This window comes from Pseudomonas sp. B2021, assembly GCF_018135665.1.
GTDB classification, from domain to species: Bacteria; Pseudomonadota; Gammaproteobacteria; order Pseudomonadales; family Pseudomonadaceae; genus Aquipseudomonas; species Aquipseudomonas lactis.
In genome coordinates this window covers 3,440,934-3,459,000 of the sequence record NZ_SMOF01000001.1, presented here as the reverse complement: position 1 = coordinate 3,459,000, position 18,067 = coordinate 3,440,934, and the positions used below count along the sequence as shown (strand labels likewise).

Below are 18,067 nucleotides of genomic sequence, written 5' to 3'. Positions count from 1 at the left end.
GCCACATTGGATGGCATAAAGCCATATAGAGGGATCTATAAAGTGTGGCGTTTACCGCGTCGGACCAGGTTAAGCCTGTTGTCCGCTTTTTTTTGCCTAGGCACCTCCGGATGGGCGCAAGCGGCTACGCCGCAGAACGCTCCCGGCATCACCGACCTGATCCGTGACCGCCAGGACCGCCTGCTCGAAGAGCAGCAACGGCGCCTTGAAGAACTCAAAGACCTGCCCGGCAAGTCCGCCGCGCCGGCAACCCCGACAACCCCCGTCGATACGCGCTGCTTTGCGATCAAAACCATCGAGCTGGGCGGTGCGGATGCGCTGAGCGAAGGTGAGCGCGCTGATCTGATCAAGCCCTATGTCGGCCAATGTCTTGGTGTGCCGCAGCTCAACGCAGTACTCAAGGTGATCACCGACCGTTATCTGGCCAAAGGCCTGGTCACCAGTCGCGCCTACTTGCTGCAGCAGGACCTTTCCAGCGGCAATCTCAAGATTCAAGTGGTCGAAGGGAAGCTGGAGAGCCTGAAAGCTGCCGAAGGCGGCGGCATCACCGACCGCCAATTGACCATGAGTTTCCCCGGCAAGCAGGGCGAACTGCTCAATCTGCGCGAAATCGAGCAGATGGTCGATCAGTTGAACCGCTTGCCGTCGAACCAGGCGCAAATGGAGCTGGCGCCGGGCAAGGCCGTGGGGGGCAGTGATGTACTGGTCAAAAACACCGCGCAAAAACCCTGGCGTGTCGGCTTGTCGCGGCATAACGGCGGCCAGCGTAGCACCGGTGAGCAGCAGTGGGGCGCCAGTCTGGACTGGGACAATCCGTTGGGCCTGGCCGACCAACTTTCGCTGCGTGGCGGCCACGATGCCGTCAGTGATCACCAGAAAACCTCGCGCAATTCGATGCTCAGTTATAGCCTGCCTTTCGGTTGGTGGAACCTCTCGTACAGCTATATCGACAGTGAATACCGCTCGCGAGCCGAGGCTAACAATTTCAAGTTCAAGCAGACCGGCGACAGCCAGACTCATCAGTTGCGCCTGGAGCGGGTGATCCATCGTGACGCTTTGAGCAAAACGTCCTTGAACACTGGCATCGCCTATCTTCGCACCAACAACTTTATCGAAGACAGCAAGCTTGCCTTGAGCAGCAACCGCCTCAGTGAAGCGCAAGTGGGCATCAACCATGGTCGGCGTATTGGCGGTTCATTCCTCAACATTGACCTTGGCATGCAAAACGGCATCGGCGCATTCGACGCCCAGGCCAATCACGATCCAAAGCCTGGGCAGCCGGATGCGCGCTATCGCAAGTACACCGCTACGGTGAGCTATTTGTATCCATTCAAACTGTGGGGTGAGTCCTTCAGCTTCAGCAGCTTGATGACCGGCCAGCACAGCGAAGACGTGTTGTTCAGCCCTCAGCGCATGAGCCTGGGCGGGCAGTCGTCGATTCGTGGCTACAAAGACCAAATGCTCGCCGGCGACAGCGGCGGCTATTGGCGCAACGACCTGCGCTGGAGCCGGCCGGTGACCTGGGCCTGGATGCAGCCGGTGTTCATTGAATACGGCACCAGCCTGGGCTACGACCAGGGCGTGATCAGCCATGGCCGCTACAACGCCGAGCAGCATGGGCGCATGAGCAGCAACTCGGTGGAGTTGTTCGCGCGCGGCAAGAACGTCGCGGCCAGCGTGGCCTTTGCACACTCGTTGGAACGACCGGAAGCGATCACGGACCGTGAAGCGCCGATCTATTTCCGCCTGGACTTTTTCCTTTAAATTTTTGACCGCCTTCGGGCTTCGAGACATGACATGGACGTTCGCCAGTACGCATTCCTCGCGCGCCAGCCTTCTGCTGCCGTAAAAAGCCGCTCCCATTTCCTGGGGCTGCCTAAACGTGGATTGGCATTGATTCTGGCCAACGCCATGTTCTGGCACCCGTTGCTGGCCCAGGCAGACGGCATTGTGGTGAATGCCCCCGGTACGACGCTCGGGCAAGCAGGCAATGGCGTGCCCATCGTCAACATCGCCACGCCGAATGCCAACGGCCTCTCGCACAACCAATTTCATGACTACAACGTCGGCGCCAACGGGGTCATCCTCAACAACGCCACCGACCGTACTCAGTCCACGCAACTGGGCGGCATCATCGTCGGCAACCCGAACTTGCGCGGCACAGCGGCCAATATCATTCTCAACGAAGTCAACGGCGGCAGCCCCAGCCAACTGCGCGGCTACACCGAAGTGGCCGGGCAATCGGCCCATGTGATCGTCGCCAACCCGTATGGCATCAGCTGTAACGGTTGCGGCTTTATCAACACCCCGCAAGCGACGCTCACCACCGGTAAAGCCGTGATCGAAAACGGCCAGATCACTCGTTACCAGGTCGACCAGGGCAGTGTTGCCATCGAAGGCGCCGGCCTGAACGCCAGCAACGTCGATCAGTTCGAAATCATCACCCGCGCCACCACCCTCAACGCGCAGATCCAGGCGAAAAAACTCACCGTCGTCGCCGGGCGTAATGATGTAGATGCACGCACCTTGAATGCTACTGCGCGGGCAGCGGATGGCAGCCAGGCGCCGGATCTGGCGATTGACTCGTCGGCGCTGGGCGGCATGTATGTGGGCGCAGTCAAACTGGTGGGGACCGAGGCGGGTGTCGGCGTGAAGTTGTCGGGGGACATGGTCGCCGGCGGTGATATTCAGATCGATGCCGGTGGCCACGTGGTCATGGGCCAGACAACAGCGGCCGGCACCATTAACGTGAAGGCCCGCAGCGTGGAAGCCCAGGGCGTGGTCGCGGCGGGCAGCGTGCTTGAGATGAAGACGCAAGGCGACTTGCTCAATCAAAAAAGCCTGGCTGCGCGTGATCGCGTGGCGCTGCAAAGCGGTGGGGTGTTGACCAACAACGGCGTCATCGAAGCGGGCGTCAATGCTGATCAGACGCGCAACGCTCAGGGCGATATCCACGTCACTGCCGCCCAGTTGAATAACAACGGCAAGACCGTCATCGCCAGTCGTGACCTGACCGTCAATGTGGATGGCACTGTCGACAACCGCAGCGGCACCCTTAGCGCGCATAACCAGCTGAAGGTGGCGACCGAAACACTGGATAACCAACAGCAAGGCCGCGTATTGAGCGCCGCAGGCATTGAGGTTAATGCCGCCCGGTTGCTTAATGCTGACGCAGGCCTGGTGGTGGGCGACCGCGGGCTCAGCGGCCGCATCGGGCGGTTGGTCAATCGCAAGGGCGAGCTCTCAAGCCTTGCTGACGTCACCTTGCAGGTCGACAGCCTGGACAACGTCGCTGGCCTGATATCTGCGGGCCAGGCGCTGCGCTTGACTGCCAGCGCGGCGGTGAACAATCAAAGTGGTCGTCTGGTGGCCGGGCAGATGGTGCAGGTCAACGCGGGGCAACTGGACAATAGCCAGTCAGGCATCCTGACCAGCCAGGGCGACCTTGGGCTGAATATTGCCGGCACGTTGGATAATCAACAGCAGGGCCGCATCGAATCGGGTGCCGCTGCACAGGTCAACGCCGGCAACTTCAACAACCAGCAACATGGCGTGCTCTCCAGCGGTGGCACCCTCGAGCTGACGGCCGGCCCGGTGATCAACAGCCAAGGTGGATCCATTTCCAGTGCCAAGGCCCTCACTGCCCGTGTCACCAGCCTCGACCAGCATGAACAGGGGCGCCTTTACAGCAATAGCGATGCGGTCCTGGACCTGGGCAACGGCCACCTCGACAACCGCGACGGGGGCTTGATCAACGCCGCTGGCCAACTGACGTTGAATAATCTCAATAGCGTCGACAACCGCAGCGGCGAAATTTCCAGCGCTCACGGGTTCACGCTCGCCGCCAACAGCCTGGACAACCGCGCTGGCAAACTGCTCAGCGACCAGGCCTTGGGCCTGAAGATCGTGCAGACGCTAAACAACGGTGCAGGGCTGATTACAGCCAGCGGCCTGGATATTGACGTTGCCAGTTTGATCAACGACCAACGCGGTCGAGTTCACAGCCGTGATCGGCTTAACGCCCGGGTGGGTGGTTTGCTTGCCAATCAAAGCGGAAGTTTCAGTGCCGACGCAGGCGCACAGTTGACCGTGGGAGGCCTGGACAACAGCAATGGCGGCCAACTCTTCAGCCAAGGCGATTTGAGCCTGAACCTCAATCGGGGTCACCTTAACAACCAGGGTGGCTTGATCAACTCCCCAGGCCAGTTGTTGCTGACCCAACTTAACAGCGTCGATAACCAGGGCGGCGAAATCTCCAGCGCCCAAGCCTTCGATCTGAATGCGGATCAACTCAATAACAGCGCCGGCAAGTTGCTCAGCGAGCAAGCCTTGAGTGTGCGCATTGCCCGCGCCCTGGACAACACCCAAGGTGCGTTGACCGCAAAGGCCTTGGATGTACGGGCTGGGACACTGATTAACCAGTCCGGTCGACTCGCTGCGGTGGATAGCGTCAACTTGCAAGTCGATGGCGAACTCGATAACCGCAGTGCAAAGGTTCTGGGCAAACACCTTGTGCTTGGCGTTGGGACGCTCAATAACGACCAGGGCCTGGTGCAGGGTGATTCGACGTTGCTGCTCCAAGCGGGCGGCGCGGTCAGCAACCAGGCCGGCACGTTGGCCGCTGGGCACAGCGTGACGCTCAACAGCGCCAGTCTGGATAACCGCACAGGTAACTTGACCAGCGACGGTGCACTGACGGCAGGTATTGCGGGCAGCCTGCTCAACCAAGCGGGGCTTATGAGTGCCGGCACTGATATGCAGGTCAATGCCACCGACCTGAACAACTCGCTCAAGGGTCGCATTGCCGCTCAGCAGGTACTGCTCACGGGGCAAGGGTTGGATAACAGTGCAGGCGGTAGTTTGTATGCCAAAGGTCAATTGGGTGTGGCCCTCGGCGGCCAGTTGAACAACGCCCAAGGCACACTGCGCAGCGATGATCGTTTGACCATCAATGCCTCCGGTTTAACCAATGATGACGCAACACTATCCAGTGCCAGCGACCTGAAGATCACGACCGGCAAGCTGAGCAACCAGGGCGGGCGCCTTAGCAGCGCGACCCGGTTGGGTATGACGGTTACCGCACTGGACAACAGCCGTAACGGGCATGTCGCAAGCCAAGCCGATGTAAGCCTGGATATGCAAGGTGGTCACCTCAACAATAACGGTGGTTTGATCAACGCGCCGGGGCAATTGCTGCTCAAGCAACTGGGCAGCGTTGATAACCAGGGCGGTGAAATTTCCAGCGCCCACGCGTTTGAGCTGGCGGCAACAGCCTTGAACACAGCGGACGGCAAGGTACTCAGCCAGCAAGCCCTGACCTTGCGTATTGCCCAAGCGCTGGACAACACACGCGGCTTGATTTCTGCCGCGGCCTTGCAGGTGAGCAGCGCAAGCCTGGGCAACCAGGGTGGCAAGTTGAGTGCCGTTTCCGACCTGAACCTCGGCGTAGAAGGTGTGCTGGACAACCGCAACGGTGAATTACTGGGTCAGCACTCGACAGTCGAAGTGGCTGCGCTGAACAACAGTCAGGGGCGCATCCAGGGCGATAACCGCTTGACCTTGACCAGCCACGGCGCGGTCAACAATGACAAAGGCACGCTAGCTGCCGGTCAGATGCTGATGGTCAATGCCGCCAGCCTGGACAACCAGTCCAAGGGCCGCCTGACCAGCAAGGGGGACGCGCAGCTGGTGGTGGGGAGTGTGGATAACCGCGGTGGCAGCATCACCTCGGTCGGGCAATTGCGGGTCAAGGGTGACGAGCTGGATAACCGTCAGGCCGGGCTGCTCAACTCGGGCCAGGCCATGAACCTGTCCATTGGCAAAGTGGACAACCGAGGGGGTGAAGTTTCCAGCGTTACCGAACTGACGATGACGGGCCGCGAACTGGACAACAGCAATGCCGGTCGCGTACTGGCCAATAGCACGCTGCAGTTGACGCTCGACAGGCTGAACAACCAGCTCAAGGGCCTGATTTCTGCGCAACAGGATGTCAACCTCAAGGCAGCCAGCCTGGACAACAGCGCCCAAGGCAGTGTCTATGCCAAGCGCAACCTCGATATAACCCTGGCCGAACAGGCTGACAACAGCCAAGGCGTCATGCGCAGCGACGCCGCCTTGCAACTGCGCGGCGCCAGCCTGGGTAACAACGGCGGGCGTATCAGCAGCGGCGGGGCGTTACTGTTGAGCGCCGCCAATGGCCTTGCCAATCAGAACGGCGAGGTGCTCAGCGCTGATACGGCGACGGTGAAGGCGGACAGTGTCGACAACAGCCAGGGGCGCATTGTTGCTGACGGTGCGCTGCAACTGACCACAGGCGTATTGCTTAACCAACATCAAGGCCGTGTCACCAGCGCTGATCGCCTCAACCTGACAGCGACCGACGTAGACAACCGCTTCGAGGGCCGCATTGCCAGTGACCAGGCGCTTAACGCCAGCCTCACCAGCCTTGACCAGCGTGGAGCCGGTGAGTTTTACAGCAACAGCGAACTGACCCTGGACATGAACCAGGGGCACTTGAATAACGCCGATGGCTTTATCAACGCGCCAGGGCAGTTGTTGCTCAAAAACCTCAAAAGCGTCGACAACCGTAACGGTGAAATCTCCAGCGCCAAGGCCTTTGCCTTGCGTGCCGACACCCTGGACAACAGCGGCGGCAACGTACTCAGCGACCAAGGCTTGACCGTCAAAATCGAACAGGCGCTGCTTAACGTCAAAGGGCTGATTTCAGCCGCCGGTGTCGAGCTCGATGCCGCGCGCCTGGACAACCGCGAAGGCAAGGTCAGCAGCGCGCTGGATGCGCGCCTGGCGGTCAGTGAGGACCTGCTTAACGACCAGGGCGAAATCGTCAGTGCAGGCCACACGCAGCTGAAGGCGGCCAGTTTGAGTAACACTGGCGGGCAAGTGCTCGGTGATGTCAGCCTGGACGTGAAGGTCAAGGGCGCACTGAATAATCAGGCCGGCACACTCGGGGCCGGCACCTCGTTGAACGTGCACGCCGCTAGTCTGGATAACCGCCAGGCCGGCAAATTGGGCAGCGACGGCCAACTCAAGGCCACGATTGATGGGTTACTCGACAATCAGGCCAAAGGGCAGGTGCTGGCCAAGGGCGCGATGGAACTGCGTGCCGGTCGTTTGGATAACCGCGAAGGGCAACTGACCGGGCAGGACCTGTTGACGCTGCACAGTGCGACTGTCGACAACCGCTCAGGCGTGATCCTTTCCCAGAAGGACCTTCAACTCAATGTGGGTGAGTTGGACAACCAACACGGTTCGCTCAGCAGCAAGGCGGCCTTGGGCTTCGCGGGGCAACAGTTGCGCAACCAGAAGGGCTTGGTCAGTGCCGTGGGGCCCCTGCGGCTGACGGCCGACACTGTAGAAAACGCGGCTGGCCGCATCGCCAGCCAGGCGGATCTGCAGGCAACTATCGGTGTACTGGCCCAACAAGGCGGTGAGTTGGTCGCCCAGGATGAGCTGAGCCTTAGCGGGACCTCCCTGGACAATCGCGAGGGCGGCCTGGTAGGCGCCACAAAAGCGCTGAAACTCACGGTCGACGCCGTTGATAACCGTGCGGGCGAGATTTCCAGCCGCAGCAGCATCGACTTCAAGGCGCAGCGCCTGGATAACAGCGCGGGCAAACTGATCGCCGGTACCGCATTGGAACTGGCCGTGGCCCATGTGATCAACCAGGCCCAAGGGTTGGTATTCGCCCGGGACAACCGCTTCAACGGCGCGCGCCTGGATAACGGCCAAGGCACTTTTGCGGGCCAGCAATCGCTGAGCATGTCGCTGGTGGCCGTTCCCGGCACTGAACTGGATGGCCGGCTGGATAACCAGCTGGGCACAATCAGCAGCGAGGGCACCCTGCAACTGGCCGGCACGACGCTCAACAACAACGCGGGTGTAATCTCTTCGGCGCACGCACTCATACTGGCTGCCAGCGGTGCTATCACCAACCAGGGCGGCATCATCGAGACCGATGCCAGCCTTGACCTGACCAGCGCAAGCCTGGACAACGGCCCCAAAGGCCTGCTCAACAGCCGTGGTGAGCTGACCCTGGCCACCGGGACGCTGAACAACAATGGCCGTATCACCAGCGCCGATCGCCTGGATCTGGCAGCCACCCAGGTGGACAACAGTGGACGTATCGCCAGCAGCAAAAACCTGACCGCCATCCTCACCGGCCTGAATCAGCAGGGCGGTGAGCTGTTCAGCAACACGCAGCTCGATCTGGACCTCAACCACGGCCAATTGAGCAACGTGGGCGGCCTGATCAATAGCCCGTTGCTGATGCTGAAAAACCTGGCCGAGGTGAACAACCAGCGTGGCGAAATTTCCAGCCAGCAAGCTTTCACGCTGGCGGCTCGCAACCTGGATAACGGCGGCGGCAAGCTGATCAGTAACCAAGGCCTGACCCTGCAGATTCAAGACGCCTTGGGCAACGCCAAAGGTGCGATCAGCGCCGCCTCGCTCAACGCCAACAGTGCCCGCCTGGACAACACGGATGGGCTGCTCAACAGTCGTGGCGTCATGCAAGTCTCTGCCACCCAGGCGCTGGATAACCAGCGCGGCACGCTGATTGCCGACGGTGCCATGGGGCTGTCGTCCGCTCGGCTCGACAACCGTGGCGGTGATGTATCGGGCAAGGCCTTGGTGACTGCTGATGTCGATCAGGTCGATAACCGCGGCGGTCAACTCATCAGCACTACAGCAGTGGATATACGCGCTGCGTCCCTGGACAACCGCAAAGGCCTGGTGGGCGCCGATAAAACGCTGGAACTGCGGGTCGATCACATCGACAACCGTGGTGGCGAACTGTCGACCAACGCCGACCTGACCGTCACCGGGCAAACCCTGGATAACAGTGATGCGGGTCGTGTATTGGCCGGGCAATCATTGAACCTTGCGCTCACCCAACTGCTGAATCGCAACCAAGGCCAGCTCAACACACAGCGGCTGATGCTGAGCGCTCAGAACCTGGACAACAGCAATGGCAAGCTGCTCGCCCAACAGCTACTGCAACTTGAGCTCAAAGGCGAGCTGAATAACAGCCAGGGCGTGATCAACAGCGAAGGACGCTTGGGCGCCAACGCCGTCAGCCTGGTCAACCGTCAGGGCCGAGTGTCCAGTGCCCAGGGGTTGGCGCTGGGTCTGACAGGGGCGCTGGACAACGAGGGCGGTGAACTCGTGACTGACAGTAGCCTGCAACTGCGTAGCGCCAGCCTCGGCAATCAGAACGGCGTGCTCAGTGGCAAAGGCGCGGTCGGGGTCACCACTGGCGCGCTGGATAACACGGGGGGTCGTCTGATCAGCGGCGACACGCTGGCGCTGAAGGCTGGGTTGCTGAACAACAGCGCTGGCAGCATCGGCAGCGCCCAGGCCCTGACGGCCAGCGTGAATGGGCTCGACCAACAAGGCGGCAAGCTGTTCAGCAATGCCGGACTTACCTTGGACCTGAACCACGGCCAACTCAACAACCAGCAAGGCCTGATCAATGCGTCCGGCCCGCTGGTGCTGAGCCAGCTCAACGGTGTGAACAACCAGGCCGGTGAAATTTCCAGTGGCCAGGCATTCACTATCGCGGCGCGCAACCTGGATAACAGCAGTGGCCGCCTTCTCAGCAACCAGGGCCTGACGCTGCGTATCGACCAGGTACTCACTAACATCAAGGGTTTGGTTGCAGGTGCAAGCCTGAGTGCGCAAGCGGCCGCGGTCGACAACAGTGGCGGCACGCTTACCAGCCGTGGTGGCCTTGAATTGACCAGCACCGGGCTGCTGAGCAACGGGCAACAAGGTTTGATCAACGCCGCGCAAGCATTGACAGTCAATGCGGGCAACTTCAATAACCAGGGCGGCAGCCTACTGGGTACCAGCGCCCTGACGCTCAAGGCGTTGGCCGTGGACAACAGTGCCAAAGGCCTGATCAACAGCCAGGGCAGCCTGGAACTCACTGCACATAGTTTAGACGCCAGCGACGGTGGCGAGGTGTCGGCCAAGGGGGACATGGACCTCACACTCACTTCCATGTCCTTGCGTGGCGGCCGGTTGATAGGTGAACAGCGCCTGAGCGTGGACCTGGCAAACGGTGACCTGGATAACCGCAAAGGCCTGATCTTCTCCAAAGGCCCGCTGACTTTGCAACGCGTGCGCGACCTGCAAAACCAGGGCGGCGAACTGTCCAGTCAAAATGCCCTGAGCTTGACGGGACGCAACCTGGACAACAGCGCCGGCACGCTTATCAGCCAGCAATTACTCACACTGAACGCAGGCGACGTGGTCAACCGCGGCGGCCTGATCTCGGGTTGGCAGGGCCTCAACCTGATCGGCACTCAGTTGGATAACCGCGACAAAGGCACGCTGTCCAGTCGCAACGGTGATCTTGATGTGCGCCTCAATGGCAGCTTGCTCAACAGTGGCGAAGGTGCGTTGGCCAGCCAAGGGCGATTGACGGTCAGCGCCGCCAGCCTGGATAACAGCGCCAGCGGTGCAATCTCCAGCGGCGCGCAGCAGACGCTGAGCGTGCTTGGCGCGCTGAACAACACCCAAGGTGGGCTGATCGACAGCGGCTCTACGCTGGATCTGAGCGCGGCCGACCTCGACAACAGTGCCGGTAATATCACGGCCCTGCGCAACCTGAACTTCCTGGGCGGCAACGTGCTCAACACCGGTGGCTCGCTGATGGGTAACGACCATCTGGTGCTCAACCTGCAAGGCAACCTTGGCAACGTCAACGGCAAGATCGCAGGCACTGGGTCGTTGCTACTCCAGCGCGCCATCGAGGTGGATAACCGCGGCGGTCAACTGGCCAGCCAGGGACGCCTGTCATTGGCCATGGGCGGCCTGAACAACAGCCAAGGCGGCACCGTCGCGGCCAAAGGTCCGCTGGGCATCGATGCCAGCGCCATCGTTCAAAACAACGCTGACGGCTTGATCTACAGCCAGGAAGGCGACCTGCACATCAACGCCTATGGCCTGACCAACGCCCAAGGCAAAGTGCAGGGGCAAAACGGCTTGCGGGTCGAGGTCAATGGTGATCTCGACAACCAAGGCGGCAATATCATCAGCCAGACCGGTGACGTGCACCTCAAGGCCGGCAACCTCGACAACCGCAGCGGCGTGCTCGCCAGCCTCAAGGGTGCCATTGAGGCCGGGGTGGTCGGTGTGCTTCGCAACGGTCCTGACCTGAGCGGCAACCCCAAGGGCGGCTTGATTCAGGGCCAGCGCCTGCTACTCAATACCAGTCAGCTCGATAACCAGGGCGGCTATCTTGGCGCGCAAACCAGCGATGCATTGCTCACGGTTGCAACCCTCAATAACCAGCAGGGTGCTTTGTATGCCAAAGGCCTGATGCGCATCAATGGCAGCGCTCTGGATAACAGCGCCGGGCAGATCGCCGGCGACCAGATCGCGCTCGGCCTCAACGGCCAACTGACCAACCACAACGGCCTGATCGAAAGCACCAACAACCTGACTGTGGCCGCCAATGCCCTCGATAACCAGGGCGGCAAATTGCGCGCCTTGGGACGCTTGGGCAAGACCGAGTTCCAGATCGGCGGTGTGTTCGATAACCGCAACGGCGCGGTGGAAACCGCCAACCAGGACCTGACCCTGGCAGCCGCCAGCTTCCAAAACAACGGCGGGCAGTTGCTGCATGTGGGTGAGGGCACATTCGACATCTCATTGCCTAACGTTACCGGCGCCGGCGGCACCGTTGTCACCCGTGGCGGCCTGACCCTGAACGCGGATACCTGGACCAATACCAGCGTTATTCAGGCGGGGCGTTTGAACGTTAACGTCAATAACTTCACCCAGACCGAAACCGGGCAGTTGCTGGCTTCGACGCACTTGGAAGGGAAGGGGGGGAGCTGGGTCAATAATGGGTTGATTGCCAGTGATGGCACGCTCAGCTTGGGGCTAACGGGGACCTACGGCGGCAGTGGGCGTATCAGCAGCGTAGATACCCTGAACGTCGGCGCCGCTTCGTTAAACCTTGATGCTGCTTCAAGTATTACGGGGGGCCGGGGGGCTACCATCAGCGTCGCAGGCCAAATGACTAACTCGGGCCGTATCAGCGCCATGGGCAATTTGGCGATCAGTGCTGGAGCGCTGACTAACGCGGGCACTCTTGGCAGCAGTGAGGGCATGCTGATTGACACGCAGACCTTGCTCAACGAGCGCGGCGCGATCATCAGCGGTGGTGACATGTCGCTGCTGGCCGAGAGTTTTACCAATAAAAACGCGGATGTTTACAGCCTGGGCAAACTCTTTGTCGCCCGGGATATACAGGGCAATTGGGCGGGCACCCTGAACAATATTTCGGCCAACCTGGAAAGCGCGGGCGATATGACGCTCCATGTGGGCGCGATAGAAAACAAAAAAGAATTCTTCAATGTTTCATCGACATTGGTTTCCGGCGCTATCGGGATGAGAGGCACGTCGGCACGGGCCGGGCACATGGTATTGATGGAAGAATATGAATCCAAGGTGGATGCGGAGTCGGTGTCCGCAAGCATCTCGTCCGGCAGGAACCTGGATGTTCAGGGACGTAGCCTGTTGAACTCTGCCTCGGTTATTTCGGCCACCGGCAATATCAGTGCTGCGCTGGAAAACTTCAGTAACGTTGGCGCCACATTAGGAAAGTATTCGGTTCTCAAGTCTTTCGACCTTCCTAACCTCAAGGAAGACAAGAATATCTCCCGTTTCTGGCGTTCGATCATGGATTACAACGCTGCGAATGATCCGTCCTATACGCTTCAAGGCTCCGGTTCGAGACGCGCGGGAACCCTGCATTTCTGGGATCAAAACTGGAACGAGTCGATGGTGACGCCCTACACAAGAATGGGGGGGACGGCTCAGCGACAAACCAACCTGACGTTTGGTTGGAAAACGTACACGACCTTCAATGTCAATTTCCAAGCCCTGTTTCCTGCGCCAGCCTACAACGCGGGCACCAGGTCGGCATTACCGGCCACTCTGAGTGGAGTCAATTTCTACGATCAGCGGATGATCTCCAAGCCCGGCAGTGCAGGCACTGCCCAAGCCATCGTTCAGGCTGGCGGTGCGGTTCAAATCAATGCCAGCAAGAATCTGGTCAACAGTGTCATCCAAGAGGGCCAGCCGATATCGACAGGTTCCGGACGTGGGTTTGATGCCACTCGTCCAGTCAATAATGCTGTTGTTGCAATCGACTTGAATGCGCAGCTGCCACCGGACTTGGCCCAACAACAAGTCAACCCCTTGACGCTACGCGGGTTCACTTTACCCACCGGCACCCACGGCCTGTTCCGCCTCAGTAGCCGGGCGGGTGAGGATACCCAGGCCACCCAAGCCACCAGTGGCCCACAAAGCTGGACCATGGGCGGTGCGACCCTCGGCCTGGCTCAACGCCAGGATGTACAGCCAGCGCTTGAAACGCGCACCTTCGATTTCAAAAGCGTCACTCAACAGGGCGCAGCTACGCGTCAGGTGGGCTCCACTGCACGTCAGGTCAGTGGTGTCACCGCCACCACCAGAACGCTTAACGTTGCCGGGGCCGGCGATGTGGCCAACGGGAGTGGCTGGACGCCCAGCCAGATCACCCCAGGTGAAATCGCCCGGGGCGACGGTATCAACGCCCAAGATCCGTCCAGCGGTTCAACGTCGCCAGTGGCGAAGGTCACAGGGCCTACGGACCAGCCAGACCTAGCGCTGACCCAAAGAGACACCCACGTTCAGGTCGCCACACCGGGCGAGCCCACTCGGCCGACGTTGAATATCCCTGGCGTGATGCCGGTTATGCCAGGCGTGCAGCCGGTGGTGAACACACCCGTCGCACAAGGTGCGGGCAGCAGCCCAACCCAGGTCGCGGAGGTGATCGCCCAGCCGGTCAATGCGCTGGCGCAAACCACTCCAGTCGCCAGCCAGACCATCAACCGCGTGCAAGGCTTCATGCCTACCGCGCCAAAGTCGCAACCTCATAAATACCTGATCGAAACCAACCCGGTGCTCACGGACCTCAAGCAGTTCATGAGCTCCGACTACTTGCTCGCAGGGCTGGGTTACAACCCGGACGAAAGTGCCAAGCGCCTGGGCGACGGGCTCTATGAGCAACGCTTGATCCAGCAGGCCGTGCAAGCGCGCACAGGGCAGCGTTTTATCGACGGCCAGAACACCGACGAAAAGCTGTTCAAGTACCTGATGGACAATGCGATCCAGAGCAAGCAGCAACTGAACCTGGCAGTGGGCGTTACCTTGACCTCGCAACAGGTCGCGGCGCTGACCCATGACATCGTCTGGCTCGAACAGCACGAAGTGAACGGTGAAAAGGTGCTGGTGCCGGTGCTGTACATGGCCCAGGCCGACAATCGTCTTGCACCCAATGGCGCATTGATCGCAGGCAACGACCTTAACCTGATCGCCGGCGAAAACCTGGAGAACGCCGGGACCCTGCGTGCCACCAACAACCTGTCCGCCAAAGCGGGCAATGACCTGATCAACAGCGGCTTGATCGAAGCCGGCAACCGCCTCGACCTGCTGGCGGGTAACAACATCGTCAACAAGTCCGGCGGCATCATCGCCGGACGCGATGTCACGCTGACGGCGATCAAGGGTGATGTGATCAACGACCGTGCAGTAACCCGTACCGGCAACGGCACCGCTGAGCGCCGCGACTATCTCGACAGTGCGTCACGCATCGAGGCAGCTAATGACCTGACGATGAATGCAGGCCGTGACATCGCCAATACCGGTGGCGTGCTGCAAAGCGGGCGTGACACCACATTGGTCGCTGGCCGCGATGTGCACATCGATGCCGTTGAGCAACGCAATGGTTTGGACCTGGGCAGCCGCCTGCGCACCGAAACCGTGACGCAAAACGGTGCCAGCGTGGAGGCAGGCCGTGACCTCAAGGTATCGGCAGGGCGAGACTTCAGCGCCATTGCCAGCCGCATCGACGCCAAGCGTGACTTGAGCATCACGACGACTGAGGACCTGAGTATTTCCTCAGCCGCTGACGAACAGCATTCCTCCAGCAAGTCCAAGAAGGTCACCCAGTCCAAGGACCATATCAGCCAGGTTTCCAGCGTGCTGACGGCCGGCGGCGACGTGTCGCTCAATGCCGGTAAAGACCTGGAACTCACCGCCAGCCGAATCGCCGGCGGCGGCAACGTGGCTCTCGATGCACAGCGCGATGTGAGCATCCTCTCTGCCCTGGACGAAGACGCTTCGTTCTACTCGAAAAAGAGCAAGGGCTCGTTCGGTCGTAGCAAAAGCCAGCAGCGGGAAAGTTACGACAGCACCAACGTAGCCTCCGTCGTCGAAGCCGGCAAAGACTTGACCATCAATGCCAGCAAGAAGACTGATGGCGGCATGAGCATCGATGGCGGGCGTGACGTCACCGTGATCGGCAGCCAGTTGAAGGCCGGTGGCGACATGTTGCTGGGAGCCACGGGTGACATCGCGGTGTTGTCAGGTGTCGAAGAACATGGCTCCTACAGCAAGAAAACCAAGTCCGGGTTCCTGGGGCTGTCCAAAAGTGGCAAGAGCCAGTTGAAGACTACTGCGAGCCAAGTGGGCAGTGAGTTGGAGGCGGGCAATGATGTTGTGGTGGCGGCGGGTAATGATGTACGGGTGCGGGCCAGTGAGATCAGTGCCGATAACGACACTGAACTGCGTTCCGGGCTGGTCAATAGCACGGGTGACATCAACCTGATTTCTGCGAATGACACGGCTTATAGTCGCAGTGAAGAACACAAGAAGAAGTTTGGTTATACGGAAAGGCCGACATCAGTCGCCATTTCGTCTGCGAAGAAGGCCGGTCGTGAAGCCCAGAGCAGCACCAGCGTGGGCAGCCATGTTAGCGCCGAGCGCGATGCAACTTTGCAGGCTGAACGCGACATCAACCTGGTTGGCAGCGGCATCACCGCAGGGCGCAATGTCAATCTGGATGCAGGGCGCGACGTCAATGTGGTCGCCGCACAAGACACCAGCAGCGAACGTAGCTGGGAGAAGAAAAAGCAGACGGGTTCAAGCATCTCCAGTAACGGTAATGGCATCAGCATCTTCGCCGGGACCGAAGGCAGTGGGGAGAAGAATCGTGTCGAACACGAGACCGCTTCCAGCAGCCAGATCAGCGCCGGGCAAGATGTGGCGATCAACGCCAAGCGTGATATCAACCAGCGCGGCTCTGATGTGGGCGCTGCCAATGATATCGAGCTGACGGCGGGCAGAAATATCAATATCGATGCTGCGCGTGAAAGCGTGCTCACCGAGCAGATACGCGAGAAAGAGAGCAACGGCCTGGGTGTTTCGATCAACCATAACTATGCCAATACCAAGGATGCCGTCAGCGGAGCAGGAAAAGGCGAGGACAATGTCAGCAAGGGCTCCAGCACACTCAAAGCCGTTGATTCGGTCAGTCAGTTTGTCAGCGGGCCAACGCTGGACGGAAAGTTTGGCAACAGTAAACAAACCAACAGCCAGCAGGTTATCGAGCAAACCAATCGCTCTTCGACGCTGAGCGCCGGTAACGATTTGCACCTCAACGCTGGTAACGATGTGCTGGTGAAGGGAAGCCACCTGGACGCTGGGCGTGACATCAATATCAAAGGACGTGACGTCACGCTGGACGTGGCCAAGGGCGGGATTAGTGAAGAAACCACCCACACCCAAAGTTGGGGCGGCATTCATGGCGGCACCAGCGGCGGGATCAAGTTGGGCGCCGGCGGCAGCTTCGGCACGGCTACGGGCGAGAGCTCTCAAGGCTCGTCTACGGCTTCACAGCTGGAAGCCGGTCGCGATATCAACCTCAAGGCCAGCAATGACCTGAACTTGATTGGAACGCAGGCCAAAGCCCAACGGGATATCGAGCTGAATGCCGGCAACGATTTGAACATTCGTTCGGCGCATAACGACAGCAACAGCGAAAACAACCGCCACAGTGGCGGCGGGGAAGCAGGCCTGACGTTTGGCTCTGAAGGTATTGGCGTCTACGTCAGCGTCAGTATGGGCAAGGGTAACCTGGAGCGAGAAGGCCAACGCCAACAAGAGGCTTACCTCTATGCCGGCGACCGCCTGGGTTTCGCCAGTGGCAAAGACACCACCATCGGCGGAGCAAATCTAAGAGGCGATGAAGTGGTAGGGCGTGTGGGCGGCGACCTCAAGGTTTCGTCGGTCGCTGATACGGGCAAGGTCAAGGGCAAAGAGTTTGATATCAGCGTTACGGCCACCATCGGCCCGGGTGCGGGTGTCAGCGGCTCGGTCGGCTTTGGCAAGACCACAGGCAAAACGGACTGGGTCGAAGAGCAAACCCGTATCACCGGCAAAAATGCCGTCGATATCAGAACAGAGAACCATACCCAGATCGACGGAGCCGTCATCGCCGCTGACAACGGCAACCTGAAACTGGACACCGGCACCCTCGGCTTCAGCGATATCGCCGGGCAAGACAAAGAGCATGGGTACTACCTGAACGTAGGTGGCACCTATAAAGCCGGGAGCAGTGAAAGCAAAGGCAACACCGTACAAGACAGCAGCCAGGCGGGAAAAGGCAAGGAAGGTCAAACCGGCTGGAGCGTTGAGGGTTGGAACTACGAGAAAGAACGTGAACAGATTGTCCGCGCCACGGTGGGGGCAGGTGAAATCGTTGTACGCAAGGATGCTGAGACGGGGGCTGACTCTACGGCCGGGTTGAACCGGGATGTGGGTAAGGCCTATGAGATCACCAAGGATGATGAAAAACGAACGGATTTGTATGCGAGTAGTTCGTCCATTGATGCTGTGATGGATCCTGAGAAAGCCGCCAAAGATCTGGTTGCAGACGTTGTCAATTTCAAAGACAACCAAAAGAAAAAGATCGAAGCAGTTGCCGGCGCGCTCGAACAGATCAAGGGCGAAATTCGTGCAATTCAGGCTCAGCGCGTCAGCATTGACGATGTTTCAGCGAATATTCGTAAAAAATTCGGCGATGAGCAGGCGCTGACAATTTCGAAGAATCTGGTGCGAAAGGGCATCGCCCCTGAGACTCTGGATGCGCTCCCGGCGGACGTTATAAGCGCATTGAATGATTTTTCGGAAAAGGCGGCAATTTACGATA

The 18,067-nt window shown here is 59.8% G+C and carries 2 protein-coding genes; both read left to right on the top strand.

Annotation, left to right across the window (positions count from 1 at the left end; translation table 11 throughout):
- Positions 1-42: 42 nt before the first annotated feature.
- A complete protein-coding gene (locus tag E1K68_RS15350; RefSeq protein WP_212614347.1) occupies positions 43-1,764 on the top strand; it encodes a ShlB/FhaC/HecB family hemolysin secretion/activation protein in 1,722 nt (573 codons plus the stop codon).
- 33 nt (positions 1,765-1,797) lie between these two features.
- The coding region (locus tag E1K68_RS15345; RefSeq protein WP_244858814.1) for a hemagglutinin repeat-containing protein at positions 1,798-18,067 on the top strand (16,270 nt) is incomplete at its 3' end.